Origin of the sequence: Sphingobium lactosutens DS20 (assembly GCF_000445105.1) — a bacterium.
Classification (GTDB): Bacteria; Pseudomonadota; Alphaproteobacteria; order Sphingomonadales; family Sphingomonadaceae; genus Sphingobium; species Sphingobium lactosutens.
Window position 1 is genome coordinate 14,559 of sequence record NZ_ATDP01000104.1, and the last position, 24,690, is coordinate 39,248.

Genomic DNA, 24,690 nt, shown 5'->3' on the forward strand with positions numbered 1-24,690 from the left:
CACAAACCCCGGTTCCGTCATTGAATATGGCCAAGAAGGAGAGACGGAGATGCGCAACTGGACGTTCATGATGATGCCGTTGCTGCTGGCGGGGTGCGCCGGCACGTACGAGCCAAAGCCGCTGACGCCCAAGCAGCTGGCGGAACTGGACGAGGCCCTGGCCGGGAAGGTGGCGGGCGAACCGCAGACTTGCATCAGCCGCGTGCCGCAGACCAATTTGCGCGTCATCAGCAATAATGTGCTGCTGTATCGCGTCAGCAGCAAGCTGACCTATAAGAATGAACTGATCGGCAGCTGCAACGGCCTGACCCGCGGAGATATCATGGTCGTCCGCAGTTTCGGATCGCAAATGTGCCGGGGCGATATCACGACGACCGTCAGCCCGATGTCGGGCATCGCATCCGGCGCCTGCGCGCTTGGCGACTTCATCCCCTATCGCACGCCGAAAAAATAACGCGACGGTGCGCGTCCCGCCGCTCCCGATCAGCTTTTATAGAGCGCGTCCAGCCGGTCGGCATAGCGTTTGCGAATGACGTGGCGCCGTATTTTCATGGAGGGGGTCAGTTCTTCATTGTCGATGGCGAAGGGTTCGTCCGCCACGATGAAGCGGCGCACCCGCTCGATCACGGACAGGTCGTCATTGACGCGATCGACCGCCGCCCGCAACGCCGCCTGATAGGCGGGCAGGGCGCCTGCGGCATCGGCCGCTACGCCCTGCTTGTCCGCCCATTCCCGCGTCCATTCGGCGTCTGGCACGACCAGGCCGACCAGATAGGGGCGGCGGTCGCCATGGACCATGGCCTGCCCGATTTCCGGCTGAAGGGTCAGCATGCCCTCCACTTTTTGCGGAGAGACATTGTCGCCCTTGTCATTGACGATCAGGTCCTTCTTGCGATCCGTAATGCGGATGCGGCCGCGATCGTCAATCTCGCCAATGTCGCCTGTGTGAAGCCAGCCATCCTTGAGCACCTTTTCGGTTTCGGCCGGATTGCGCCAATACCCATGCATGACAAGCTCGCCGCGCACCAGAATTTCGCCATCCTCGGCGATCCTGACCTCGACCCCGTCGAGCGGCGGGCCGACCGTATCCATGGCGATGCCGGCGCGCGGCCGGTTGCAGCTGACGACCGGACCTGCCTCGGTCTGGCCATAGCCTTGCAGCAGGGTGAGGCCCATCGCCTGGAAGAACAGGCCGACGTCCGGGTTCAATGGCGCGCCGCCCGACACCAGCGCCTTCATCCGTCCGCCAAAGCGCGCGCGAACCTTGGGGATGAGGGTGCGGGCGAGCAACGCCTTCATCGGGGCGTCGAGGATGGAACCTTTGCCGGCCTGTTCCTTGGCGGCGATGCGTAGCGCCTGATTGAGCAGATAGGTGGGGAATTTCCCCTGTTTCTCGATCGACTTGATGATCCGCGCGCGCAGCACTTCGAACAGGCGCGGGACGACGACCATGATGGTCGGCCGCGCTTCCTCGATATTGCTGGCCAGCTTCTCCAGCCCTTCGGCATAATAAATCTGTCCGCCCAGCAGCATCGGCAGAAACTGGCCGCCGCTATGTTCATAGGCGTGGCTGAGCGGCAGAAAGGACAGGAATACTTCGTCGCCCCAGCCGAAATCCTCGGTCACGACCGCGCCTGCGCCTTCGCAATTGAGCAGGATCGCGCCATGATGCTGCATCACGCCGCGCGGCGCGCCGCCCGTGCCGCTGGTGTAGATGATGCAGGCCTGATCCTCGCGGGTCGCGGTCTGCGTTGCGGCGACAATGTCGACATCGGCGGCGGGGTCGCCCGCATGTGCCGCGATCAGATCGGCCCACAAATGGCAGGCGCAGCTGCCCTGCGCGCCGCGCAGCGGCTCCATCCCGATGACGAAATCCGCCTGCGATCGAATGACGGCGGGCATCAGCGCCTGCGCCAGCCTGGCCGTCGACACGATGACCGCGCGCGCGCCGCTGTCGGTCAGGATATGCTGGTGATCGCGCGTGGTGTTGGTGGTGTAGGTCGGCACGGTGACGCAGCCGGCCGCCATGATCGCCAGGTCGGCGATGCAGAATTCGGGCCGGTTTTCGCTGACCAGCATGACCGGATCGCCCGGTTTCAACCCCTTCGCCTTGAGCGCGGCGGCCAGAGCGGCGACCTGGCGCGCGACCTCGGCCCAGCTCAGCGATCGCCATTCGCCATCGCTCTTGCGCCACAGAAAGGGTTTGTCGCCCTTTTCCTTGGCGCGGGTGAAGAACATGGTGACAAGGTTGGGAAATTTCTCGATCGCCCTCAAGGCTCGACTCCTGCGGTTTTCGGCGCGTCTGGTGCGCGCCTGAGCATCTTTCAAGGCTATAGCTGCGCCCTGCCGTAACGGCTATGCCTTTTGCGCGGTTGCGTCAGTCGAACAGGCCGTTCTGCACATCCTGCGGCGGGTGGAGGCCCAGATGCTTCCAGCCCGGGCCATTGAGGCATCGCCCGCGCGCGGTGCGGGCGATGAGGCCAAGCTGGATCAGATAGGGTTCGATCACTTCCTCGATCGTGTCGCGCGCTTCCGACAGGCCGGCTGCCAGCGTTTCGACGCCCACCGGGCCGCCACGATAAATGTCGGCGATCATCATCAGATAGCGCCGGTCCATGAGGTCAAGGCCCAACTGGTCGACCTCCAGCCGTTGCAATGCGCTGTCGGCGACCTGCCGGTCGACGGCCGCCGCGCCCGCGACATTGGCGAAGTCCCGCACCCGGCGCAGCAAGCGCCCGGCGATGCGCGGGGTGCCGCGCGAGCGGCGCGCGATTTCGACCGCGCCGTCGGACGTGATGGACAGGTCGAGCAGATGCGCCGCGCGGCGCACGACCCGCTCCAGTTCCTCGACCGTGTAGAATTGCAGCCGGACGGGAATGCCGAACCGGTCACGCAGTGGCGTCGTCAGCAGCCCTTGCCGCGTAGTCGCGCCGACCAGCGTGAAACGCGGCAGGTCGATCCGAACCGAGCGCGCCGACGGCCCTTCACCGATCATCAGGTCGAGCGCGCGATCCTCCATCGCCGGATAGAGCACTTCCTCGACCGCCGGATTCAAACGGTGGATTTCATCGACGAACAAAACGTCGCCTTCATCCAGATTGGTGAGCAGGGCGGCCAGATCGCCGGACTTGGCGATGACCGGGCCGGATGTGGCGCGAAAGCCGACACCCATTTCCTTGGCGACGATCTGCGCCAGCGTGGTCTTGCCAAGGCCCGGCGGGCCGAAAAACAGCACATGGTCGAGCGCATCGCCGCGCGACTTGGCAGCCTGGATGAAGATGCGCAGATTTTCCCGCGCCGCCTGCTGGCCGACAAATTCGTCCAGCGACTTGGGACGCAGCGCGGCGTCCACATCCTCGGGCCGGCGGGCGGGGGTAAGCAGGCGGTCGTCCGTCACTTCGCCGCCTTTCGCAGCGCCAGGCGCACCAGCGCGTCGAGGCTGGCGGCTTCACCCAGGTCTGCTTCGGCCGCGGCGACGGCGGCGCTGGCTTCGGCGGGCTTGAAGCCCAGGTTCTGGAGCGCGGACAGAGCGTCGGCGCTCATATTGCCCACCGGCATCGCCACCGCGCCGCCCGTGCCGATCGGCCCGCCGGTCGGCGCAGCGCCGATCTTGTCCTTGAGTTCATTGACGATGCGCTGCGCCAGCTTGGGCCCGACGCCATTGGCGCGTGCGACCATCGCCTTGTCCCCGGTCGCGACCGCGCGATGCAGTTCGGCCGGCTCCAGCGCCGACAGGATGGCCAGCGCGACGCGCGATCCCACGCCCTGCACATGGGTCAGCAGCCGATACCAGTCGCGCTCATCCGCGCGGGCGAAGCCGACCAGCCGAATCGAATCTTCGGCCACCAGCATTTCAGTGTGGATCGTCACCGCTTCACCCACTGGCCCCAGCGCCGCCAATGTGCGCGACGACGCGCCGACCAGATAGCCGACGCCCCCCACATCGATCACCGCATGGTCGATGCCGGTGCTGTCCAGAAGCCCCTTGAGTTTCGCAATCATGCCCGCTGTCCCATGGTCATGATCTGTTCTTTACAGGCTGCGCCATCACATACCAGTCCCAAAGCGCGGCACCTTTTGCACGCCCGCGCGTATTGCAGCCCGACGCTGACACCGACCCTCCCGATCTTCACCCAAGGATAATCCCATGAACGCTCCGCTGCTGTCGCCCAAGGACTTCGAATTTCCCGCCATCGCCCTGTCGGGCGTGGTCGATCACGGCATGTATCTGCATTTTAAAAACTGCCTCACCGGCGCGCCGCAACAGGGGCTGGTGGTGGTCGAAATCTCGACACTGGGCGGCGATCCGGAAATCGCGCGGATGATGGGCGAGGATATCCGCTTCCATTCGGACCTCTATCCCGACCGGCGTCTCGTTTTCCTGGGCAAGACAGCCGTCTATTCCGCAGGCGCGACCTTCATGAGCTTCTTCGCGACGGAAAATCGCTATCTGACGCGGGGCACGCGGCTGATGATCCATGAACGGCTGATCACCAAGACGGTGAACCTGTCCGGCCCGCTATCGACCTGCATCGCCACGCTCAAGGCCAATATCCACGAGATCGAGACGTCGATCGCGATCCAGAATGAAGGGTTCCAGAACCTGATATTGGGGTCGCAGGTCACGATGGATGAAGTGCTACAAAAAGCGCCGGAAAACTGGTATCTGGAAGCCAATGAAGCACAGGCCAGGGGATTGGTGGCTGCGGTCCTTTAAGGGGGGCAGGCCCGACGCCCCGGACATTGCGCAGGACAGGAGAGCGGTGTGGACGCGCGCTATGACATCAGGGCCGACCCCGCGCAGGGCATGATCCATATCCGCATGGGCGGCTTTTTTAGCGAGGCCGATGTTCAGTCCTTTGCCGCCAGCTACCGCGCCGAACTGCGCCATGTCGCGCATCCTGGTCAGCTGACGCTGGTTGATATCCGCGACATGAAGATTCAGGCGCAGGACATCGTCGCGGCGTTCGGCGCGGTGATGGCGTCGCCTGATATACGGTCGCGCAAGCTCGCCTTCCTGTGCGGATCGACGCTCGCCCGGCTGCAGGCGCAACGCCTGACCGATCGGGACGGCGTTGCCTTTTTCGACGATATGGCAGCGGCGGAGGCGTGGCTGCTCGCCTGAACGCGCGATCGCCTTCATCGCTTGCTTACGCTTTTCTGCTAGGCATGGCGCCCATGTCGAAGATTGATTCCTGTCCCCGGTCCGCCGTCAGCCATGGGGTCGGCCTCGCCGGCCTTGCGGGCCTTGCGCTGTGGACGCTCGTCGCCCGCCATTATGGCATGAATGGTCCCAATGCCGGCTTGGCGGCAGTCGTGGCCTGCGGCGTACCGATGGTGCTGTGGTCGTTGATCGTCGACAAGGTGCATCGCAACGCATCGACCGGCATCGACTGGTCCGCGCCGCCCCGGCCGGTCCGCGACGTGCTGGACATCAGCATCGTCAAGATCGCCGGGCTGTGGGCCACATGGCTGGCCCTCGCCATCTTCTATTGCATCGCGCGCTGGTATTGGAGCGGCAATTACCGCTTTTCCATGGACCTGTTCATGAACGCCGCGCCCTGGATGCTGGCGGCGTCCATTCCCTATATCCTCTGGGTCGACAGGCGGCTGACCGAGCCACGCGATGCAACCTACAGCTTCGGGCAGTGGGTGATCGGCGGCGCGGCCGGCGCGGCGGACATGGGGCAGGTCGCCAACCATGCCCGCGCCTGGGCGGTCAAGGGCTTCTTCCTCGCCTTCATGATCTCGATCGTTCCGGGCAATTTTGCGAGCGTGGTCGAATGGCGGGTCAGCGATGCGATCGCGCATCCGGTCGCGCTTGCCGGTTTCCTGATCGCGATCATGTTCATGGTCGACGTGTGCCTGGCGACGGTCGGCTATATCCTGACCTTCAAACCGCTCGATTCCCATATTCGCACCGCCAATCCCTATCTGAGCGGCTGGCTTGCGGCGCTGATCTGCTATCCGCCCTTCGTTCTGATGGGCAATGGCGGTCCGCTCGATTATCATGCGGGCGGCGCGGAATGGGATGTGTGGACGCAAGGGGCGACGACGCTGCAATGGATCCTGGGCGGCTGGCTGGTCCTGCTGACCGGCATCTATGCCTGGGCGACCGTTGCGTTCGGCATCCGCTTTTCCAACCTCACCCATCGCGGCATATTGACCCATGGCCCCTATCGCTGGACCCGACACCCGGCTTATCTGTCAAAAAATCTCTTCTGGTGGTTCGCCTCGCTGCCGTTCCTGACGGTCACGGGGTCCGTCACCGACATGGTGCGCAACTGCGCGATGCTGGCGCTCACCAACGCGGTCTATTATTGGCGCGCCAAGACCGAGGAGCGGCATTTGTCGGCCGACCCCGTTTACCGCGCCTATAGCGACTGGATGGAGCGCAACGCGCCCGTCCCCCGCTTCTTCGCCTGGGCTACGGGGCGCAAGCGACAGGTTCAGATCAGCCAGCAGCCGGCCGAATAAAGGTCAGAAGCTTTCATCCGCATAGACGCGGCTGACGTCGCCCTGCCATTCGCCATGATAGCGATCGAGCAGCCGTTCGGCATTGGTCTTGCCCGACGCGGCAACCTCTTCCAGAAAGGACAGATAGCCGGTTTCATTGTCGCCTGAGCCGTTGAGGCGGGCGCGTGCCGCAAGGCCCGACCGGGCGATGCCGATCACCTCGCGCGCTATGTCGCGCAACTTGCGGCCGCCGCCGACCGGCGCGTCCAGGCCCAGCCTGGGCACGGAATCGCGCAACATCTGCCGCTCCTCCATGCTCCAGTCCTTCACCACGTCCCAGGCGGCGTCCAGCGCGCCTTGATCATAGAGCAGGCCGACCCACAGCGCGGGCAGCGCGCAGATGCGGTTCCACGGCCCGCCGTCCGCACCGCGCATCTCCAGAAAACTCTTCATCCGCACTTCGGGGAAGGCGGTGGACAGATGGTCCTCCCAATCCTTCTCCGTCGGCTTCTCGCCCGGCAGGACGGACAATTTTCCGTCCAGGAAGTCACGGAAGCTCAGGCCTGCCGCATCGATATAGCGGCCGTCGCGGTAGACGAAATACATCGGCACATCGAGCGCATAGTCGGCATAGCGTTCATAGCCAAAGCCGTCCTCGAACACGAAGGGCAGCATGCCGGTGCGCGCCGGATCGGTATCCGACCAGATGTGACTGCGATAGGACAGGAAGCCGTTGGGCTTGCCGTCGGTGAAGGGCGAATTGGCGAACAGCGCGGTCGCCAATGGTTGCAACGCCAGGCTGACGCGGAATTTCTGCGCCATGTCGGCTTCGCTGCCATAATCCAGATTGGTCTGGATGGTGCAGGTGCGCAGCATCATGTCGAGGCCAAGCGACCCGACGCGCGGCATGTGCCGCAGCATGATCGCATAGCGGCCCTTGGGCATGATCGGCAGGTCGGACCGGCTCTTGTCGGGCCACATGCCAAGGCCAAGGAAGCCCAGGCCCAGCTGGTCGCCGACATATTTAACCTGTTCCAGATGCCGGCCCGTCTCCGCGCAGGTCTGGTGCAGATTTTCCAGCGGCGCGCCCGACAGTTCCAGCTGGCCCGCCGGCTCCAGGCTGATCGTGCCGTCGCTGCCCGACAGCGCGATGATCTTGCCGCCTTCATACACCGGGTTCCAGCCATAGCGGGTCAGGCCGATCAGCAGCGCGTGGATGCCGCCCTTTTCCTCATAGGAGGGCGCATGATGATCGCCGCGATCATAGACAAATTTTTCATGCTCGGTGCCGATGCGCCAGCGGTCCTTGGGCTTTTCGCCCTTGGCAAAAGCCGCGATCAGCTGGTCGCGGCTTTCGATGACGGGATCATGACCCGCTGAGTCGGTTCTTGTGCTCATGCCCCGCCCTTAGTGCTTCCCCTCGGCGCGTCAAACCGGACCCGCCGCGATCAGATAAGTTGCCATTGCCCGCAAGGCAAGAAGATGGCGAAACGAAACTAGTTCCAGTCGCCATTGATCGCCATCCAGGCCGATGTAGCGGCGATGGCGGCGGTTTCGGCGCGCAGGATGCGCGGTCCTAGCGATACGGCCACCGCGCCCGGCGTCGCGCGGATCGCGTCCCGCTCCTGTGCGTCAAATCCACCTTCCGGCCCGACCAGAAAGGCGGCGGGGCCGGGATGGGCGCGCAATGTCTGTTCCAGCGGCGCGCCGCCGCTTTCATCCGCGAAAAACAGATGGCGGCTGGCGTCCCAGTCGCCGAGCAGCGCGTCCAGCTTCATCAGTGAACCAAGGTCGGGCAGGGCGGTGCGCCCGCATTGTTCGGCCGCCTCCACCAGATGGGCGTGCAGCCTGTCGAGGTTCAGCTTGTCGACGACGGCGCGGCGGGTCAGCACCGGCTGCAATCTCGCCACGCCCAGTTCGCACGCCTTCTCCGCGATCAGGTCGATGCGGCCCTTGCGGATCGGTGCGCAGCACAGCCAATAATCGGGCACCTGTTCGGGCGCCTTTGTCTGCGCCACGCATTCCAGCACCAGGTCCCGCTTGCGGATGTCACGCGCGCGCGCCGCCCATTCGCCCGACCGTCCATCGAACAGAAGCACGATATCGTCAGGCTTTACCCGCATGACGCTGATCAGATAATGGGCCGGATTGCCGTCCACCGGCACGGCAACGCCATCGCCCAATTGCGTTTCGACATGCAGACGCGGGGCGCTTTGCGGTGGCCAGGCGGGGGTGGCGGTCAATTCATCTCTTCCTTCATGTCCGGCTTGCCCATGAGCCTTTGCGTTCTTTAGAGAAGAAAGGGGCTTCGACAAGCTCGGCCGGACGGAGTGAAAAAAGTTGCGCGATATGATCGTTCCCGACAGCCAGGCGCGCAGCCTGCTGGCGCGGTTGCCCCAGACACCCCGGATGCTGGCGCAACTGGCGCGGCTGGATCGGCCGATCGGATGGTGGCTGCTTTTTTGGCCGGGCGCCTGGGCCGTGGCGCTGGCCGGCGGAGGCTTTGCCCGATGGCCGCTGATCGCCTGGCTGCTGCTGGGCAGCATCGCCATGCGCGGGGCGGGATGTGTGTTCAACGACATCGTCGATCGCGATCTGGACCGGAAAGTGGCGCGCACCGCCGCCCGGCCGCTGGCGAGCGGAACCTTGTCGCTCAAGGTCGCATGGGCTTGGCTGCTGGCGCTGTGCCTGGTCGGGCTGGTCGTGCTGGCGCAGTTGCGGCTCTACGCGCAGATCGTCGCGCTGTGCAGTCTGGCGCTGGTGGCCGCCTATCCCTTCATGAAGCGGATCACCGGCTGGCCGCAGATATGGCTGGGCCTGGTCTTTTCCTGGGCCTCCCTTGTGGGATGGAGCGAGGTTTCAGGCGTACTGACGATGCCGGGCCTGCTCCTCTATGCCGGGTCCATCTTCTGGGTCATCGGCTATGACACCATTTACGCCTTGCAGGATCGCGAGGATGACGCCCTTATCGGGATCGGGTCCAGCGCCTTGTCGATGGGGCGCTATGTGCGGCCGGGCGTCACGCTTTGCTATCTGATCGCGCTGTCGCTATGGGCTGCTGCGATCTGGCAGGTGCGCGGGCAAGGGCTTGCGCTGGCGGCGCTGCTGCCGATGGCGGCGCATCTGATGTGGCAGGTCGGCACGTTGAAGGAGGACGGGATCGACCCGCTGCGCAAATTCCGCTCCAACCGCTTCGCCGGTTTGCTGATGTTTCTGGCATGTCTTACCGTCGGGACCGCTGCATGACGCCGCAGCCTGGCGCCGATTGCTGGCGGATCGAACGGGCCGACAGGGCCAGCGTGGTCATCGACGCGGACACCTATTTCCGCCACGCGCGCGCCGCGATGATGAAGGCGAAGCGCCGCATCATGCTGATCGGGTGGGATTTCGACGCCGCGATCAGCCTGGTGCGCGAGGAAGACGCGCATGATGGCGCGCCGACCACGATTGGCGAGTTCATCAGTTGGCTGGTCGATCAGACGCCGGAGCTGGAAATCTATTTGCTGCGCTGGGACGTGGGCGCGATCAAGGCGATGGCGCGGCCGACTAATTTCTTCACGACGCTCAAATGGATGGCCCATCCGCGCGTCACCGTGAAGCTGGACAGTCATCATCCGCCCGCCGCCTCGCATCACCAGAAGATCGTGGTCATCGACGATTGCTTCGCCTTTTGCGGCGGCATCGACATGACCGGCGACCGGTGGGACACGCGCCATCATCGCGACGAGGAATATGGCCGGCATCATCCCGACGGGTCGCCCTATGGCCCCTGGCATGATGCGACCACTGCGCTTAAAGGCCCGGTGGCCGCGGCCTTGGGCGACCATGCCCGCGCGCGCTGGAAGGGGGCGGGCGGCGACGATCTGGAACCGGTGAAGGGCGCCTATGAATGCTGGCCCGAAGCCCTGCCGGTGCAGTTTGAAAATGTCGACGTCGCCATTGCCCGCACCGCTCCCGAAATGGACGATCAGGAAGGCCTGACCGAGATTGAGCAGCTCTACCTCAACCAGATCGCGCTGGCGAAGCGGCATGTCTATGCCGAAAGCCAATATTTCGCCTCGCGCCGCATAGCCGAGGCGATCGCGCGGCGACTGGCCGAGCCGGACGGGCCGGAATTCGTCATCATCAACCCGCAGCAGGCCGATGGCTGGCTGGAAAGTCAGGCGATGGATTCGGCGCGCGCACGGCTGGTCGAGGCGCTGAAGGCGCGCGATCCGCATGGCCGCCTGCGCCTCTATCACCCCTTCACCCAGCGCGGGGCGCCCATCTATGTCCATGCCAAGATCCTGATCGTCGACGATCGGCTGATCCGGGTGGGATCGTCAAACATGAACAACCGCTCGCTGCGCCTCGACACCGAATGCGACATCTGCATCGACACCGCGCTCCCGGCCAATGCAGGGCGGCAACAGACGATCCTGCGCATTCGCGACGACCTGATCGCCGAACATCTCGACCTGCCGCTGGAGCGGGTGGCGGCGGTGATCGCCGAACGGGGCCTGATCGCGGGTATCGAGGAACTGCGGCAGAAGCCGGGCCGGACCCTGCGCCCCTACCGGACGCCCGATCTCAACGCGGTGCAGGAATGGCTGGCCGACAATGAGGTGCTGGACCCCGAGGGCCCGGAGGAAATGTTCGAACCGATCAGCGAGCGTGGCCTGTTCCGCCGGATGAAGGGCTGGTTCGGCCGTCCCTAGGCTTGCGGGCGGTGCCAGGCACCTGCCATCCGGTCAGGCGCCGGCCCGCCCGCATACGATGGTGCTCAGCCAGTCTGCGCAAGCCAGGTCTGGATGACCGACCCGAACATGTCCGGCTGCTCTGCGGGCAGCATATGGCCTGCGCCCTCCACGATATGAAGCGAAGCGCCCGGTATGGCGGCGGCGATGGCCTGATGCTGTGCGGGCGGGGACCATTGGTCCAACTCGCCGGTCATGACCAGCGTAGGGCATGCCACGGTGGGCAGCAGGTCATCCAGTTCGGGACGAGACAGCAGGGCCGTCATCTGGGCCTCATACGTCGCCAAGCCGGCATCGACGCACATGGACTTCAAGGGAGCAAACCAGTCGCTGTCGTTCCGCCGATCGGGCGCGATCATGGGTGGCAGCCACTGGTCGACCAGCGCCTCGATACCCTGCTGGCGCCCGATATCGAGCAGGGCGAAACGCTTTTCGGCTTCGTTGGGCTGCACCGGATGAACGCCTGTGCTTGACAGGATCAGCGCCGAAACCCGCTCTGGCGCCATGCGGATGATCTCCAGGGCGACGCGGCCACCCATGGAATGGCCCAGCACTGCAAAGCGCGATGGCAGGCGGGACAGGCTGTAGCGCGCCATGTCGGGCAGGCTGTTGGCTCCGCCATAGAAGCCGTCGACGAAAAGCGCATCCGGCAGAGCCTGGGTGAACATACGCGAATCGCACATCAGTCCAGGCAGGACCGCAAGGTCATCGATCAAGGAAACGGACATCGTCATGCACCTCTATTGCAATATGCCGGGGTCAGGCGTCGCTGCTTGCACCCAAGCGGGAAGGATGATTACGCCGGCACAGGCCCCGCGTCAGGCGGCATGGACGCGGCCTGCTTGAGTTGCTGCCGCAGCCAGTTAAGGCCGGGATCGGCTGCGCGCGCCTGATGGTGTTGCATCATTTCCCGCATGGTCGGCAACGGGATGGGGGCGTCAAAGATGGCGAGCGGCAGAGCCCTGGCCATCACACGGGCCAGCCTTTCATGCATCAGCGCCAGGCGCGTCGTCCCCGGTAACATCCACGCCACCTGGCTGAAAGCGGCGCACACGACTTCGATACGGCGGCGATCGCCGCGGCTTCGCAGATGATTTTCGATGAATGTCCCATCGCGCGATACGCTGACGGTGACATGCCCGGCCTGATAATAAATATCTGGATCAAGGCCCTTGGCGGTCAAGGGATTGCCGGACCAGCCAACGACCACATGGCGTTCCTCGAACAGGAGTTCGGTCGGGTGCGGACCGTCCAGAAATTCTTCGGGCGAGATGATGAGGTCGATCTCGCCATCCTCCAGGCGCTCCTTGATGTCGTTGCGCGGCAGGGTGATTTCGATGCGGACATGCGGCGCGCTTTTCTGCAATTGTTCGATCAATGGCCCGATCAGTACGGTCGTCACGAAATCCGACGCCACGATGCGGAACAGGCGCTGGCTTTCGGCGGGATCGAACGTCAATCCCCGCGCGATAAGGCCGCGCAAATCGGCAACCAATGTTGAAATTTCCGGCGCCAGCGACAGCGCGGCGGCCGTCGGGATCATTTTTTTGCCGTGCTGCACCAATATGTCATCGGCAAAGGCCTCGCGCAGCCGTCGCAATGCCGCGCTCATCGCTGACTGGGTGAGGTTGAGCCGCCGGGCCGCGCGGGTGACGTTGCGTTCCTCGACCAGAATGTCAAACGCGACGAGCAGATTGAGATCGAACCGGTCCAGCCGCACCTATCATCACTCTCATTTGTCATTATTGAAACATACCATGCATTTTACATCTTTTTTGGTTCATGTCACCTCCTGTCTCAACTGACACAGATCAGATGGGAGGACCTGAATGAAACGGATTATATTGGGTGCCACGATGTTGAGCGGTTTCTTTGTCCCGCAGGGGGCCAGCGCTCAGGCGGAGGATGCTCAGGCGGACAATGGCGGCCTCACCGAAATCATCGTGACCGCACAGCGCCGGGAGGAAAGCCTGCAAAAGGCCGCGATCGCGGTGACGGCTGTAACGGGCGGCGATCTGGTCCGTTCCGGCATCACCGAAACGGCCAATCTTGGCAAGCTGGTGCCCGCGCTGGTGGTCCAGCCGACAGGTGGCACGACCAGTTTCTTCCTGCGCGGCGTCGGGACCAATTCGCAGAACAGCTTTTCCGAAAACGCCATCGCCTTCAATTTCAACGGCGTCTATGTCGGTCGCCCGACCGCGCCTGCCGGCGTTTTCTACGACCTGGAACGGGTCGAGGTGGTCAAGGGGCCGCAAGGCACGCTTTATGGCCGCAACGCGACCGGCGGCGCGATCAACGTGCTGCCCAAAAAGCCGGTGCTTGGCCGTTTTTCGGCCGAGGGGATCGCCGAATATGGCAATTATGACAGCAAGAAGGGGTTTCTGGCCGTCAACGTGCCGATCGGCGACACGGCCGCCCTGCGCGTCGCGGGCCAGATTGTCGACCGTGACGGCTATATTTCCGATGGCTATGACGACGACAAGGGCGAGGCCGTTCGCGCTTCCTTCCTGCTGAAGCCTTCGGATCTGTGGTCGATCACCTTTGTCGGCGATTTTTATCACCAGGGCGGCAAGGGCGCTGGCGCGGTGCTGCTGCCCAATGGCAGCTTTGCCGTTCCTTCGCTGGAAGACCGCGTCAGCGTGTCCGATCCGCGCGCCATCGCGGCGATCAACGGCTATGCCTCGACCCTGTTCGCGCCGCCCTTCTGCGCTGGCGGGTTCATCGCGAGCGGCTGCATAGAGAATGCCGGGACGGACGGATATCTGGACAATAAATTCTACGGCCTGAGCGCGCAGATCGAAGGCGATATGGATTTCGCCACGCTCACCGTCATTCCCGCATGGCGCAAGTCAAAGGCGAACTTCCGCACCTATCTTCCCGGCTTCCGCGGCGAAATCCGGGATGACGCGGAACAGATGTCGCTGGAAGCGCGACTGACGTCGGCCAATGATCAACGGCTGCGCTATGTGCTGGGCGCTTTCTTCTTCAACGAAGAGCAGGATACGCTGAATTATTTCCGGCAGGGCCGGTTGTCGACGACGCGCTTCGCGCCGTTGCTCAAGACGCAGAGCCTGGCCGCCTTTGGCCAGCTCACCTTCGATCTTACCGACAGCCTGCGCCTGATCGGCGGTGGCCGCTACACGCGCGAAGACAAGTCGCAACTGACCGCATCGGTGTCGGGCGGCTTGCCAAGGCAGGTTGATCCGCCGCTCGGCGCGCCGATCACCGGCGACCTGACCTTCACCAAATTCACCTGGAAGGCGGGCGTGGAATATGACGCGGGGCCAGCTTCCCTGCTCTATGCCAATGTCGCGACCGGCTTCAAATCGGGCGGCTTTTTCGTAGCGTCCCCGCCCAATAACAGCTTCGCGCCCGAAACGCTGACGGCCTACACGCTGGGCGCCAAAAATCGGTTCTTCGGCAACAAGCTGCAACTCAACATCGAAGCCTTTTACTGGAACTACAAGGATCAGCAGGTGACGTTCGTCGGCGGCGTGCAGACCGGGGACGGCATTTTCGCGCAAGGGTCGCTCACCACCAATGCGGGCAAGTCGCGCATTTACGGCGCGGAAATCGACGCGCGCTTCGCGCCCACCCGCGACGACCTTTTCACCGCCAACCTGCAATATCTGAACGGCAAATATAAGAGCCTTCAGACCGCCAACTTCTCGCCCACCGGCGCACCGGTCAGCACTGGCTGCACGGTTACGGGTTCCAGGCTTGCCAATCCCGGCATCAACAGCGCGCGCTTCTACGACATCGACTGTTCGGGCAAGCCGACCGTCAATTCACCCAAATGGGCGCTCAACATCGGTTATCAGCACAGTTTCCAACTGGGCGGCGACATGGCGCTGACCGCTGGCGTGCGCTCCAACATCGAAAGCAGCCGGTTCATGAACGCCAATTTCCGTCCAGAAGAAAAGCAGGGCAGCTTCATGATGTCCGACGCCTTCCTGACCCTGCAAGGCCCGCAGGAAAAATGGAACGTGACCGCCTTCATCAATAATATCGAGGATAAGGAAGTGCTCGCCCGCGCCGGCACGCGTCCCATTCTCGATTTTCCGGTGGGCACATTGCGCCCGCCCCGCACCTATGGCGTGCGCCTGGGGTTCAGCCTGTGATCCGCACTGTTCGTCTGGTCGTCGCCTTGCTGCTGTCCGCATCGCTGCCAGCGCAGGCGGCGACCGCGCCCGTAGCGTCGCAGTTCATCACCCTGGGCACCATGGGTGGTCCGGTGCCCGATGGCCAGCGGTCGCAACCGGCCAACGCGATCGTGCGGGGGGATCGCGTCTATCTGGTGGATGCTGGCGATGGCGCGGTCGAGCAACTGGGTCGCGCCGGCATCCCGCTGAACAGGGTGCGCGCGCTTTTCATAAGCCATCTGCATGTCGACCATGTCGGCGGCGTGTCCGCCATATTGGGGCTGCGCAACCAGACCGAAGCGCGTGAGGTTCTGACGATTTACGGGCCGCCTGGAACACAGGAGATGGTTGCTGGCCTTGTCGCCGCGCTCCAGCCTTCGGCGAAGGCTGGCTATGGCATCGTCGGCAGGCCTTGGGCGCCGCCTGAAAGCCTGGTCAAGGTTGTCGAACTGGCTGACGGCCAGACCATCGGCGTCGATGACTTCACGGTCCGCGTGGCGCAAAACACCCATTATGACTTCCCGCCCGGCAGCGCGGAGGACAAGGCCTTCAAATCCTACGCTTATCGCTTTGATATGCCGGACCGTTCGATTGCCTATACTGGCGACACAGGACCTAGCGCCAAGGTGGAGGCGCTGGCGAAGGACGCTGATCTGCTGGTAAGCGAAATGATCGACATCGACGCTACGCTGGACCGTGTGGCGCATGTCAGTCCCAACATGCCAGCCGCGGTCAAGGCGACCATGACCCAGCATCTTACCACGCATCACCTTACGCCGCAGGCGGTCGGGGAACTGGCCGCACGCGCCGGGGTGAAGGCAGTCGTGGTCACGCATCTGGCGGGCGGCGCGCCCAACGACAGCCGGCTGAACGCCTATCAATCGACCATTCACCAAAGCTTCAAGGGGCCGGTCACGATCGCCAAGGATCTGGACCGCTTTTAATCCTCTCGTTCTGGAAGACGCATCCCTCATGGAAAAGGCTACTATCCTGATTATCGGCGGCGGCATTGGCGGCCTGACGTCCGCCATCGCGCTGCGCCGACACGGTTTTGACGTCACCGTCATCGAACGCGACCCCAACTGGTCGGTCTATGGCGTCGGCATCATTCAGCAGTCCAATGTCCTGCGCGCCATGCATCATCTCGACCTGCTCGATGAATATGTCGCCGCCGGCGCGGGCTTTGACACGGTCGAAGTCTTCGCCCCCGATGGCACCAAGGTGGCGCGCGTGCCGTCGCCCAGGCTCGTGGAAGGCTATCCTGCCAATATGGGCGTGGGCCGCCCTGCGCTGCACAAGGTGCTGGGTGATCGCACGATTGCAGCCGGCGCGACCGTCAAGCTGGGCGTGACAGCGACCAGCATCAATGATCAGGGCGATGGCGTCGCTGTCGAATTTTCCGACGGGTCGAGCGGACGGTTCGACATCGTGATCGGCGCCGACGGCGTCTATTCGCAGACCCGCTCCACGATTTTCCCCGACGCGCCCAAGCCCGAATTCACCGGCCAGTCGGTGTGGCGCTACAATCTGCCCCGTCGCGAGGGCATGGATTCGCTCCAGGCCTATAACGGGCCGATCGGGGTCGGGCTGGTGCCGATCTCCAACGATCTCATGTATATGTTCGTGACCACGCCGGAACCGGGAAATCCCTGGTATGACCGTGACAATCTGGCAGCGACGATGCGGGAGAAGATCGCGAATTGCTCCCCGGCCATTCGCGCGCTGGGCGAAGACATCACCGACAATGACGGCGTCGTCTACCGCCCGCTCGAAGCGCTGATGGTGCATGGACCATGGCACAAGGGGCGCGTCGTCCTGCTCGGCGATGCGCTGCATGCGACCACGCCGCATCTGGGGCAGGGCGCCGGGATGGCGATCGAAGACAGCATCGTGCTGGCGGAAGAACTGGCGAAGGCGGATACGCCCGAAGCCGCCTTCACCGCCTATCGCGATCGGCGTTACGAGCGGTGCCGCTATATCGTCGAACAATCGCTCGCCATCTGCATGGGCCAGCTCGGCAAGGGGCCGGCCGTCGACAATCACAAGGCCACCGCGGAAATGTTCGCGATGGTTTCCCAGCCTATCTGAAGGAATCTGTCATGAGCCGTGTTACGGAAATTCGTTATGTGGGCTATGCCTTGCCCGATCTGGAGGCGGAGCGCGCATTCTATGCCGACCAGTGGAAACTGGTGGAAGCGGGCGAAAAGGACGGAATGGTCTATTTCGCGGCCGATGGCGGCGCGGAAAATTATGTCGTTCGGCTGCGCCAGGCCGATGAACAGCGGATCGACGTGATCGCGCTGGCGGCCGACACCCGCGCTGATGTCGACGCGCTGCACGACAAGGTTGCGGCATCGGGCTGCAAGATCATCTTCGCACCCAAGGATCTCGACACGCTGGGCGGCGGCTATGGTTTCCGCTTCTTTTCACCCGATGGCCTGCCGTTTGAAGTGTCGTGCGACGTCCATGTCCGCGTCCCGCGCCAGCTCGAACGCTGGGAGGGCATCCCGCAGAAAATCAGCCATATCGTGCTGCATTCGCCCGATCATAAGGCGCTGGCGGATTGGTTCTGCGACGTGCTGGGTTTCAAGATTTCGGACTGGCTTGGCGATTTCATGGGGTTCCTGCGCTGCAATTCGGCGCATCACCGCCTGGCTGTGCTGCCCGGACCGCCCTGCCTCAACCATGTCGCCTACGACATGCTGAGCGTCGATGACATGATGGTCGGCATCAATCGCCTGCGCCAGAAGGGCACCGATATCCGCTGGGGTCCCGGTCGGCATACGGCGGGCAACAACACGTTCAGCTATTTCACGACGCCGGCGGGCTTTGCGGTCGAATATACGTCGGAACTGGAGGAAGTGGATTTCGAAACGCATGAGGCCAAGGTGCATGTGCCCGGCCCCAAGGTCATGGATCAGTGGGGCGTTGGCGTAGGCGGCCCGCAGACCATGCCGCATCCGGAGGCCGACAAGGGCCTGTTCCAGGCGGTGGAGGTTTAAGCCCGTGGCGCTATTTGAATATTTCCCCAACTATATCTGGAACCTGTCGGTCGCGATCGCGATGGAAAGCGGCGGGCGGATCGGCGAGATCGTCGATATGTGCCAGCCGATCAAGGACGCTGCCGCCAATGGCGGAGACGCCGGCACGCCGCAATTCATGCAGGCATGGGCGGCCATGGGCGCAAAGCTGCTGGAACTGGCGGCCGAGGACGAAGCCAAGGGCCGCGCCTTTTCCGCGTCGAACAAGCTGGAGCGCGCGGCGCTTTACCTGTTTGTCGCCGAACGGATGCAGGGCCATGGCGCGCCCGGCCGCAAGGAAACCTACGCCAAGGCGCGCGATGCCTTCGACCGTTCCACGGCTCTGGGCAAGATCAACCGGGATCGGGTGGAAATCCCGCTGGCGAACGGCACCATGCCCGCGCTGTTCACCCGCGCGCCTGGCGATGGTCCCAAGCCCGTCGTCGTCTATTGCAACGGCCTCGATAGCTGCAAGGAACTGCTCTATTGGTCGGGCCTGCCCGAAGCGCTCGCGCGGCGCGGCGTATCCACGCTGTGCGTCGATCAGCCGGGGGCGGGCGAAACGCTGCGCCTTCAGAACCTTCCCGTCGATCCGCACAGCGAAAGCTGGGCCAGCAAGGCGGTAGACTGGCTGGAGCAGCAGAGCGATGTCGATCCCAAGCGCATCGGCATGACCGGCATTTCGCTGGGCGGCCATTTCGCGCCGCGCGCCGTTGCCTATGAACCGCGCTTCGCCTCCGGGGCGGTATGGGGCGCCAACCACAATTGGCGCGAGGTGCAGGACAAGCGCATGGCGCGCGAGGGCGAAAATCCGGTCCCGCATTATTGGGCGCATGTTCACTGGGCTTTCGGCGCGAGCGATCAGGACGACTTCCTCGCCAAGTCCCAGGACATGAACCTGAACGGCCATATGGACCGGATCAAGGTGCCCTTCCTCGTCACCCATGGCGCGAACGATCGGCAAATCAGCCTGTCCTATGCCGACGACCTGTATGACCAGCTTGTCAACTCGCCGCGCCGCGAAAAGGTGATCTTCACCGCGCGTGAGGGCGGGGTGGAGCATGTCGGCGCGGATAATATGTCCTATGGCCGCGACCTCATCGCCGACTGGTTCGCAGAAACACTGGATGGCGTAACGGGGTGAGCAGCCTTGCCGCCCACATCGCACGGGAAACGGTGGTCAGCGCGGTCATCAGCGGCGCCATCAGCGCAGCCTTCTTCTTCGGGTTGTTCGGGCTGGATGGCGTCGTGCCGGTTCGCGGCTGGACCGGCTTTGCGGCCGATTTCGTGCCGCAAAGCGCGCCCGTCGCGCTGATGGCCTGCCTCGTCCCGGCGCTGATGGCCCGCCGTGCGATCAGGAGTGGGCGGCTGGGCGCGAGCCTGCGCCACACCGGCATGGGGCTGGTGAGGCTGGCGCTGGCCTGCGCCGTGCTTGCCGCGCTGCTTGGCGGTGCGGTGGCATGGTTGTGGACGATGAGCGGGCTCGTCTCGCTCAACCCCGTGACTGCCTTGCTCATCAAGGTCGGCTATGGCGCCCTGCTCGGCGCGCTCGTCACGCGGCGCATGCTGCACCATATGCTGCGCCCTTTTCCCATCGCAAAGGATTGATCTTTCATGGACTATACCCCTGTTCGCCGCGTCGTGACCGGCCATGACGCCGCCGGCCGCGCCATCATCCAGGAAGATGGCGCCGTTCCGCGCGTGCAGCGGATCGGCGGCGATATCGGCCCGATCTTCCACGAAGTCTGGAACACGCAGGCGACGCCCGCGCCCATCGATGCCGCATCGGGGGAACCGGCCGAATCGGGCATCATCCTGGCCCCGCCCAAGGGCGGCACCCGCATCCGCATTCTCGACATCCCGCCTGAAGGCGATGGCATCCGCTCGATGACGCCGGAAGAGGCGCAGGCGCATTTTGCGGAGGTGGGCGCCGGCAGCGCATCCGCCCATCATGGCGAAGGATCGCGCCACGCGCTGATGCATCGCACCGAAACCATTGATTACGGCATCGTGCTGGAGGGTGAACTGGTCCTCATCATGGACGAAGGCGAAACCACGGTGCGGGCCGGCGACATCGTCATTCAGCGCGGCACCAACCATGGCTGGGCAAACCGTTCCGACCGGAACTGCCGCATCGCCTTCATCCTGATCGATGGCGCCTTCCAGCCCGACGTGCAGCCCTGACCTTTCGGGCGGCCATGCATCATGATTGATAAGGATTGACGAATGCGCTTTGCCACCCGCCACAATGGCACTCCCGATGGCGAATTGCTTGTGATGAGCCAGGATGGCCGTCGCGGGCTTCCGGCCGGGCCGCGCTGGCCCACGCTCCTCGCCGCTCTGACCCAATGGCCCCTGTTCCTGGAAGAGGCGCGCGCTCTGGCGAACAGCCTGGCAGAAGGGCAGGGGGAAGCCATTGATGCCGCGTCGTTGCTGGCTCCCTTGCCGCGCAGCTGGCAATGGCTCGACGGGTCCGCCTTCCCCAATCATGGCGATCTCATGCAGACGGCGTTCAACCTGCCGCCGATCGAAACGGACAAGCCGTTGATGTATCAGGGCCTTAGCCATCAGTTTCTGAGCGCTGTGGCCGATGTCCCCTTTCCGACCGAAGATGATTATATCGATTTTGAAGGGGAGTTTGCCATCGTCACCGACGATGTGCCGATGGGTTGCCCGGCGGATCAGGCCATGGGCCATATCAAACTGGTCCTGTTGCTGAACGACTGGTCCCTGCGCGCGGTCGCGCCGGCGGAAATGAAGACGGGATTTGGCTGGATTCAGGCCAAACCCGCCTGTTCGATCGCGCCTTTCGCCCTGACCCCCGACGAATTGGGGGATGGCTGGCGCGATGGCCGCGTCTGCCTGCCGCTGCGGGTGGAGGTGAACGGCGCGTGGTTCGGTCATCCCAACGGCGCGGCGATGGCATATGGATTTCATGAATTGATCGCCCATGCGGCGCGCACGCGCTCCCTGTGCGCGGGCACAATCATCGGGTCGGGAACCGTATCGAACAGCGATTATGCCAGCGTCGGGTCGACCTGCATTGCCGAGCGCCGCGCGATCGAGATGATCGCGGATGGGAAGCCCTCCACCGGCTTCCTCCGGTTCGGCGACCGCGTCCGGATGCTGGCAAATGATGACGAGGCGCTGTTTGGCGTGATCGACCAGACGGTCTGCGCCGCATCGGTATAACGCTGTGGGGGGGGCGGCCACAATCCGCCATCCCCGCCATCGTCATGGCAGCGGGGCGCTGTCTTCCTTCAGGAACGCCAGACCATCTATGGCCCGCCCAAGATGCGCCTGGATGGCGGCCTCCGCCTGCCTGGCGCGGCCATCCAGAATTTCCCGCGCAATCCGGCAATAGTCGTTGCGCCAACTGGGGCCTTGCGCATTGAGCACGGACCCGAACTGCACGCGAATAAGATGGATGCGCACCGTCGGCAGAACCCGGCTCAATTCGCTATTGCCGGCGATCGCAGTGATGGCGCCATAGAAACTGTCACGGGCAACGGCGAATTCAGCCTGGCTGATGGTGCCGCTGAAGGACAAAAGCGTATTGAGACAATGTTCAAGCCGGCCCCGCCCCTGATGTCCGGCGGATCTGGACGCAGCAAGCCGAGCCGATAATCCCAACAGATTTTGTGCGACGACCAGCGTATCGATCGCTTCGTCGATACGCAGCACTCGCACCTGCGCCCCACGCTGGGGCGTCAGTTCGACGACGCCCATGGCCGTCAACATGTTGAGCGCTTCGCGCACCGGCCCGCGGCTCAGTCCGTAAGCCGCTGTCAACTGCGATTCCTGCAGCCGCTGCCCCGGCTCGTAGCGACCGTCATATAATCCCTGGATAATGTCCCGGACGACCCAGTCGCGCGCGCTGCCACTTTGCGCCCTGCCTTGCTCGTCAGCCGCGATCCGGGACAGGGTCTGGCTGCCGTCAGGGGCGTCGATCACATTCTGCTCCGCTGGTGCCAATGATGAAATCCCGGTTTCAAAGGCCGCCTACCGTCACAGTCGCCCCGCCATCAACAATGATCGTCTGCCCGGTGATATAACGCGCCATGTCGCTGGCAAGAAACAGGGCCGCGCCGGCAACATCATCGGGTTCGCCGATCCGCCCCAGCGGCGTGCCCGAAAGCGCCCGCGCGAGATTGTCCTCGTCTTCCCACAGGGCTTTGGCAAAATCGGTGCGGATAAGGCCCGGTGCGATGGCGTTGACGCGGACGCCGTGCGGCCCATATTCCGCCGCAAGATTGCGGACCAGCTGGAAATCAGCGGCCTTGGAAATATTATACGCCCCGATGGTGGTTGAACTGCGCAACCCGCCGATGGAGGAAACGACGATGATCGACCCCCAACCCCGGTCCATCATCTCCTCGGAAACCATCGCCGACAGCCAATGCGTCGACAGAAGGTTGTTGCGCAATATCTTCTCGAATTGCCCGTCGGATATGGACCGCATCGGTCCGTAATAGGGGTTCGACGCGGCGTTGCAGACCAGAATGTCGATCGTGCCCAATGCCTCGCGGGCAGCGGCAACCAGGGATTCGATATCCTCCTTCGACCCGATCGAGGCGGCAATGGCCGTAGCGCGCCCGCCTTCCCGGCCGTTGATCTCCTGCGCTACCGCATCACAGGCCTCCTGCGTCCGGGACGAAATGATGACATTCGCTCCGTTGGCCGCAAGGGTTTGCGCAATCGCCTTGCCGATACCGCGGGATGAACCGGTGACGATGGCGCCTTTTCCGGCCAGATCAGGGGTGAGAGATGGCATAGGGGTAACGGTCCTCTAACAAGCGCGGCGGCTGGACAATGACACGGCCGATGCGCTGACGCGACGACCTGCCAGCGCCATCGTCATGCATCAAAGCCAGCCGGCTTGGGCCAGAGGCTGTCGCGGTTCATATGTTCAGCTTCGGCGAGGGTCAGCACCGTGGCATCGCCACCGGTAAGCGCGGGATCCGTCCCGTTGAGGCGCTTTAATTCCATCTTGGCAATCTGGTTGCGATGGACCTCGTCCGGGCCGTCCGCCAGCCGAAGCAGTCGGGCATTGGCAAAAGCGGCGGCCAGGAAATGGTCGTTGCTGGTCCCGCCGCCGCCGAACATCTGTATCGCCCAGTCGATGATCTGCTGCGCCATCCGCGGGGCCGCCACCTTGATCATGGCGATTTCCTGCCGGGCTTCCTTGTTGCCTACCGTGTCCATCATATAGGCAGCTTTCATGGTCAGCAGGCGTGCCTGCTCAATCATGATGCGGGCTTCGGCTATCCGTTCCAGCGTCACCGTCTGTTCGATGAGGGGGCGTCCGAAAGGTGTGCGCAATTCCGCCCGGCGGCACATCCGCTCCAACACGCGCTCGGACAGCCCGATAAGCCGCATGCAGTGATGAATGCGCCCCGGCCCAAGCCGTCCCTGCGCGATTTCAAACCCGCGCCCTTCACCCAGCAGCATGTTCGTCGCCGGCACCCTGACATTGTCGAACACGACTTCGGCCGCGCGATCGGGTACGCCATAGAAGCCCATGACGGGCAAAGCGCGGACCACCCTGACGCCAGGCGTGTCGCGCGGGATGAGGATCATCGACTGGCGGCGATAGGGATCGTCGCTTTCCGGCTGCACGCGGCCCATGAAGATGAAAATCTTGCAGGCGGGGTTGGTGGCATTGGTCGTATACCATTTGCGCCCGTTCACGATGTAATCATTGCCATCGCGCACGATCGAACTGGCGATCCGGGTCGCGTCGGACGATGCTTCCTCCGGTTCGGTCATGGCGAAGCCGGAACGGATTTCGCCGTTCAACAACGGCTTTAACCATTGTTCCTTCTGTTCTTCCGACCCGTAACGGAGCAGCGTTTCCATATTGCCCGTGTCGGGCGCCGAGCAGTTGAAGGCTTCCGCCGCCAGCAGGCTGCGGCCCATGATTTCGCACAAGGGCGCATAATCGACATTGGAAAGACCATCGGGTGTCTCATGCGCTGGCAGGAACAGGTTCCACAGCCCGGCCTCCCGCGCCTTGGCTTTGAGCGTTTCAATCTGGGGATAGCTTGCCCAGGGGCCAAGCCGCTCCGCATCCAGATAGATTTGCCGCTCATTGGGATAAATATGCTCAGCCATGAAGGCCTTGATGCGCTCGGCCAATGCGGCGCTGCGTTTGCTGGGCTGAAGCATAATCCGACTCCCGTGATTTCTCGTTGTGGATTGTCCTACAATCTGGCAGGTAAAATGCAACCGGCAAGCTGGCAAAATGGCTTGGGGAAAATTCAGGCGATGGGCCAGGCTAACTGTAGGGGAGTATGTGTCAGCAATGTCCGCACAAGACGAAATCGCTGGGAAAAG

24 protein-coding genes are annotated in these 24,690 nt (G+C 63.5%); 14 read left to right on the forward strand and 10 right to left on the reverse strand.

Annotated elements, in window-relative coordinates; translation table 11 throughout:
- Nucleotides 1-49 precede the first annotated feature (49 nt).
- Complete coding sequence (locus RLDS_RS48370; protein WP_021227621.1) at nt 50-454, forward strand: hypothetical protein; 405 nt, start codon at nt 50-52, stop codon at nt 452-454.
- Between the two features lie 29 nt (nt 455-483).
- On the opposite strand, the gene RLDS_RS48375 is transcribed toward RLDS_RS48370, so the two are convergent.
- The 3 genes from RLDS_RS48375 to ruvA form a co-directional block, all read right to left on the reverse strand.
- Nucleotides 484-2,238, reverse strand: coding sequence for an AMP-dependent synthetase/ligase (locus tag RLDS_RS48375; RefSeq protein ID WP_052034188.1), 1,755 nt, complete (start codon nt 2,236-2,238; stop codon nt 484-486).
- Between the two features lie 139 nt (nt 2,239-2,377).
- On the reverse strand, nt 2,378-3,397 hold the full coding sequence (gene ruvB / locus RLDS_RS48380; protein ID WP_021227623.1) for a Holliday junction branch migration DNA helicase RuvB: 1,020 nt from the start codon (nt 3,395-3,397) through the stop codon (nt 2,378-2,380).
- A complete protein-coding gene (gene ruvA / locus RLDS_RS48385) occupies nt 3,394-4,002 on the reverse strand; it encodes a Holliday junction branch migration protein RuvA (RefSeq protein ID WP_021227624.1) in 609 nt (202 codons plus the stop codon). The genes ruvB and ruvA overlap by 4 nt, the downstream gene beginning before the upstream one ends.
- A 145-nt stretch (nt 4,003-4,147) precedes the next feature.
- Between ruvA and RLDS_RS48390 the strand changes: the two genes are divergently transcribed.
- Genes RLDS_RS48390 through RLDS_RS48395 form a run of 3 tightly spaced genes read left to right on the forward strand, consistent with a single transcriptional unit; the run spans nt 4,148 to nt 6,477 of the window.
- Nucleotides 4,148-4,717 carry a hypothetical protein gene (locus RLDS_RS48390; RefSeq protein ID WP_021227625.1) on the forward strand — a complete coding sequence of 190 codons (570 nt, stop codon included), beginning with the start codon at nt 4,148-4,150 and terminating at the stop codon, nt 4,715-4,717.
- 48 nt (nt 4,718-4,765) lie between these two features.
- Nucleotides 4,766-5,125 carry a hypothetical protein gene (locus tag RLDS_RS54710; protein WP_021227626.1) on the forward strand — a complete coding sequence of 120 codons (360 nt, stop codon included), beginning with the start codon at nt 4,766-4,768 and terminating at the stop codon, nt 5,123-5,125.
- Between the two features lie 44 nt (nt 5,126-5,169).
- A complete protein-coding gene (locus RLDS_RS48395; RefSeq protein WP_040603894.1) occupies nt 5,170-6,477 on the forward strand; it encodes a methyltransferase family protein in 1,308 nt (435 codons plus the stop codon).
- 3 nt (nt 6,478-6,480) lie between these two features.
- Here RLDS_RS48395 and RLDS_RS48400 read toward each other — a convergent pair whose 3' ends face one another.
- Together RLDS_RS48400 and RLDS_RS48405 are read right to left on the reverse strand one after the other, a co-directional pair.
- A complete protein-coding gene (locus RLDS_RS48400) occupies nt 6,481-7,854 on the reverse strand; it encodes a glutamate--cysteine ligase (protein WP_021227628.1) in 1,374 nt (457 codons plus the stop codon).
- 98 nt (nt 7,855-7,952) lie between these two features.
- On the reverse strand, nt 7,953-8,699 hold the full coding sequence (locus tag RLDS_RS48405; RefSeq protein WP_021227629.1) for a 16S rRNA (uracil(1498)-N(3))-methyltransferase: 747 nt from the start codon (nt 8,697-8,699) through the stop codon (nt 7,953-7,955).
- Nucleotides 8,700-8,796: 97 nt separating this feature from the next.
- Between RLDS_RS48405 and ubiA the strand changes: the two genes are divergently transcribed.
- Entirely contained in the window at nt 8,797-9,702 is a 906-nt protein-coding gene (gene ubiA, locus RLDS_RS48410; protein ID WP_152528110.1) for a 4-hydroxybenzoate octaprenyltransferase, read from the forward strand.
- Nucleotides 9,699-11,153 carry a phospholipase D-like domain-containing protein gene (locus RLDS_RS48415; protein WP_021227631.1) on the forward strand — a complete coding sequence of 485 codons (1,455 nt, stop codon included), beginning with the start codon at nt 9,699-9,701 and terminating at the stop codon, nt 11,151-11,153. Before ubiA ends, RLDS_RS48415 begins: the two co-directional genes overlap by 4 nt.
- 65 nt (nt 11,154-11,218) lie before the next feature.
- Here the strand turns inward: RLDS_RS48415 and RLDS_RS48420 are convergent, their stop codons facing one another.
- Complete coding sequence (locus RLDS_RS48420) at nt 11,219-11,920, reverse strand: alpha/beta fold hydrolase (protein ID WP_152528113.1); 702 nt, start codon at nt 11,918-11,920, stop codon at nt 11,219-11,221.
- A 68-nt stretch (nt 11,921-11,988) separates the two neighbouring features.
- Nucleotides 11,989-12,912, reverse strand: a complete 924-nt coding sequence (locus RLDS_RS48425; protein ID WP_021227633.1) for a LysR family transcriptional regulator — start codon at nt 12,910-12,912, stop codon at nt 11,989-11,991.
- 109 nt (nt 12,913-13,021) lie between these two features.
- Between RLDS_RS48425 and RLDS_RS48430 the strand changes: the two genes are divergently transcribed.
- The 8 genes from RLDS_RS48430 to RLDS_RS48460 are packed head-to-tail and all read left to right on the forward strand — an operon-like array spanning nt 13,022 to nt 21,546.
- Nucleotides 13,022-15,313, forward strand: a complete 2,292-nt coding sequence (locus RLDS_RS48430) for a TonB-dependent receptor (protein ID WP_031298788.1) — start codon at nt 13,022-13,024, stop codon at nt 15,311-15,313.
- Complete coding sequence (locus tag RLDS_RS48435) at nt 15,310-16,278, forward strand: MBL fold metallo-hydrolase (RefSeq protein WP_021227635.1); 969 nt, start codon at nt 15,310-15,312, stop codon at nt 16,276-16,278. The genes RLDS_RS48430 and RLDS_RS48435 overlap by 4 nt, the downstream gene beginning before the upstream one ends.
- 28 nt (nt 16,279-16,306) lie before the next feature.
- On the forward strand, nt 16,307-17,422 hold the full coding sequence (locus RLDS_RS48440; RefSeq protein WP_021227636.1) for an FAD-dependent oxidoreductase: 1,116 nt from the start codon (nt 16,307-16,309) through the stop codon (nt 17,420-17,422).
- An 11-nt stretch (nt 17,423-17,433) separates the two neighbouring features.
- Entirely contained in the window at nt 17,434-18,336 is a 903-nt protein-coding gene (locus RLDS_RS48445; protein ID WP_021227637.1) for a VOC family protein, read from the forward strand.
- A gap of 4 nt (nt 18,337-18,340) precedes the next feature.
- Nucleotides 18,341-19,498 carry an alpha/beta hydrolase family protein gene (locus RLDS_RS48450; RefSeq protein ID WP_021227638.1) on the forward strand — a complete coding sequence of 386 codons (1,158 nt, stop codon included), beginning with the start codon at nt 18,341-18,343 and terminating at the stop codon, nt 19,496-19,498.
- Entirely contained in the window at nt 19,495-19,962 is a 468-nt protein-coding gene (locus tag RLDS_RS0128710) for a hypothetical protein (RefSeq protein WP_021227639.1), read from the forward strand. The genes RLDS_RS48450 and RLDS_RS0128710 overlap by 4 nt, the downstream gene beginning before the upstream one ends.
- A 6-nt stretch (nt 19,963-19,968) precedes the next feature.
- Nucleotides 19,969-20,538, forward strand: a complete 570-nt coding sequence (locus tag RLDS_RS48455) for a cupin domain-containing protein (protein ID WP_021227640.1) — start codon at nt 19,969-19,971, stop codon at nt 20,536-20,538.
- Nucleotides 20,539-20,580: 42 nt separating this feature from the next.
- Nucleotides 20,581-21,546 (forward strand): fumarylacetoacetate hydrolase family protein, encoded by a 966-nt coding sequence (locus RLDS_RS48460; RefSeq protein WP_021227641.1) that lies wholly within the window; start codon nt 20,581-20,583, stop codon nt 21,544-21,546.
- Nucleotides 21,547-21,588: 42 nt separating this feature from the next.
- Here RLDS_RS48460 and RLDS_RS54715 read toward each other — a convergent pair whose 3' ends face one another.
- From RLDS_RS54715 to RLDS_RS48475, 3 genes are all read right to left on the reverse strand, one after another.
- Nucleotides 21,589-22,308, reverse strand: a complete 720-nt coding sequence (locus tag RLDS_RS54715) for a GntR family transcriptional regulator (protein ID WP_021227642.1) — start codon at nt 22,306-22,308, stop codon at nt 21,589-21,591.
- A gap of 37 nt (nt 22,309-22,345) precedes the next feature.
- Nucleotides 22,346-23,128 carry an SDR family NAD(P)-dependent oxidoreductase gene (locus RLDS_RS48470; RefSeq protein WP_021227643.1) on the reverse strand — a complete coding sequence of 261 codons (783 nt, stop codon included), beginning with the start codon at nt 23,126-23,128 and terminating at the stop codon, nt 22,346-22,348.
- 83 nt (nt 23,129-23,211) lie between these two features.
- Nucleotides 23,212-24,522 (reverse strand): acyl-CoA dehydrogenase family protein, encoded by a 1,311-nt coding sequence (locus RLDS_RS48475; protein ID WP_021227644.1) that lies wholly within the window; start codon nt 24,520-24,522, stop codon nt 23,212-23,214.
- Between the last annotated feature and the right edge of the window lie 168 nt (nt 24,523-24,690).

What these genes read in the sequence shown, in the direction of transcription:
- RLDS_RS48370 (WP_021227621.1), top strand. Translation starts at nt 50, where the DNA reads ATGCGCAACTGGACGTTCATGATGATGCCGTTGCTGCTGGCGGGGTGC.
- RLDS_RS48375 (WP_052034188.1), bottom strand. Translation starts at nt 2,238, where the DNA reads ATGTTCTTCACCCGCGCCAAGGAAAAGGGCGACAAACCCTTTCTGTGG.
- ruvA (WP_021227624.1), bottom strand. Translation starts at nt 4,002, where the DNA reads ATGATTGCGAAACTCAAGGGGCTTCTGGACAGCACCGGCATCGACCAT.
- RLDS_RS48390 (WP_021227625.1), top strand. Translation starts at nt 4,148, where the DNA reads ATGAACGCTCCGCTGCTGTCGCCCAAGGACTTCGAATTTCCCGCCATC.
- RLDS_RS48395 (WP_040603894.1), top strand. Translation starts at nt 5,170, where the DNA reads ATGGCGCCCATGTCGAAGATTGATTCCTGTCCCCGGTCCGCCGTCAGC.
- RLDS_RS48400 (WP_021227628.1), bottom strand. Translation starts at nt 7,854, where the DNA reads ATGAGCACAAGAACCGACTCAGCGGGTCATGATCCCGTCATCGAAAGC.
- RLDS_RS48415 (WP_021227631.1), top strand. Translation starts at nt 9,699, where the DNA reads ATGACGCCGCAGCCTGGCGCCGATTGCTGGCGGATCGAACGGGCCGAC.
- RLDS_RS48420 (WP_152528113.1), bottom strand. Translation starts at nt 11,920, where the DNA reads ATGTCCGTTTCCTTGATCGATGACCTTGCGGTCCTGCCTGGACTGATG.
- RLDS_RS48430 (WP_031298788.1), top strand. Translation starts at nt 13,022, where the DNA reads ATGAAACGGATTATATTGGGTGCCACGATGTTGAGCGGTTTCTTTGTC.
- RLDS_RS48440 (WP_021227636.1), top strand. Translation starts at nt 16,307, where the DNA reads ATGGAAAAGGCTACTATCCTGATTATCGGCGGCGGCATTGGCGGCCTG.
- RLDS_RS48445 (WP_021227637.1), top strand. Translation starts at nt 17,434, where the DNA reads ATGAGCCGTGTTACGGAAATTCGTTATGTGGGCTATGCCTTGCCCGAT.
- RLDS_RS48455 (WP_021227640.1), top strand. Translation starts at nt 19,969, where the DNA reads ATGGACTATACCCCTGTTCGCCGCGTCGTGACCGGCCATGACGCCGCC.
- RLDS_RS48460 (WP_021227641.1), top strand. Translation starts at nt 20,581, where the DNA reads ATGCGCTTTGCCACCCGCCACAATGGCACTCCCGATGGCGAATTGCTT.
- RLDS_RS48470 (WP_021227643.1), bottom strand. Translation starts at nt 23,128, where the DNA reads ATGCCATCTCTCACCCCTGATCTGGCCGGAAAAGGCGCCATCGTCACC.
- RLDS_RS48475 (WP_021227644.1), bottom strand. Translation starts at nt 24,522, where the DNA reads ATGCTTCAGCCCAGCAAACGCAGCGCCGCATTGGCCGAGCGCATCAAG.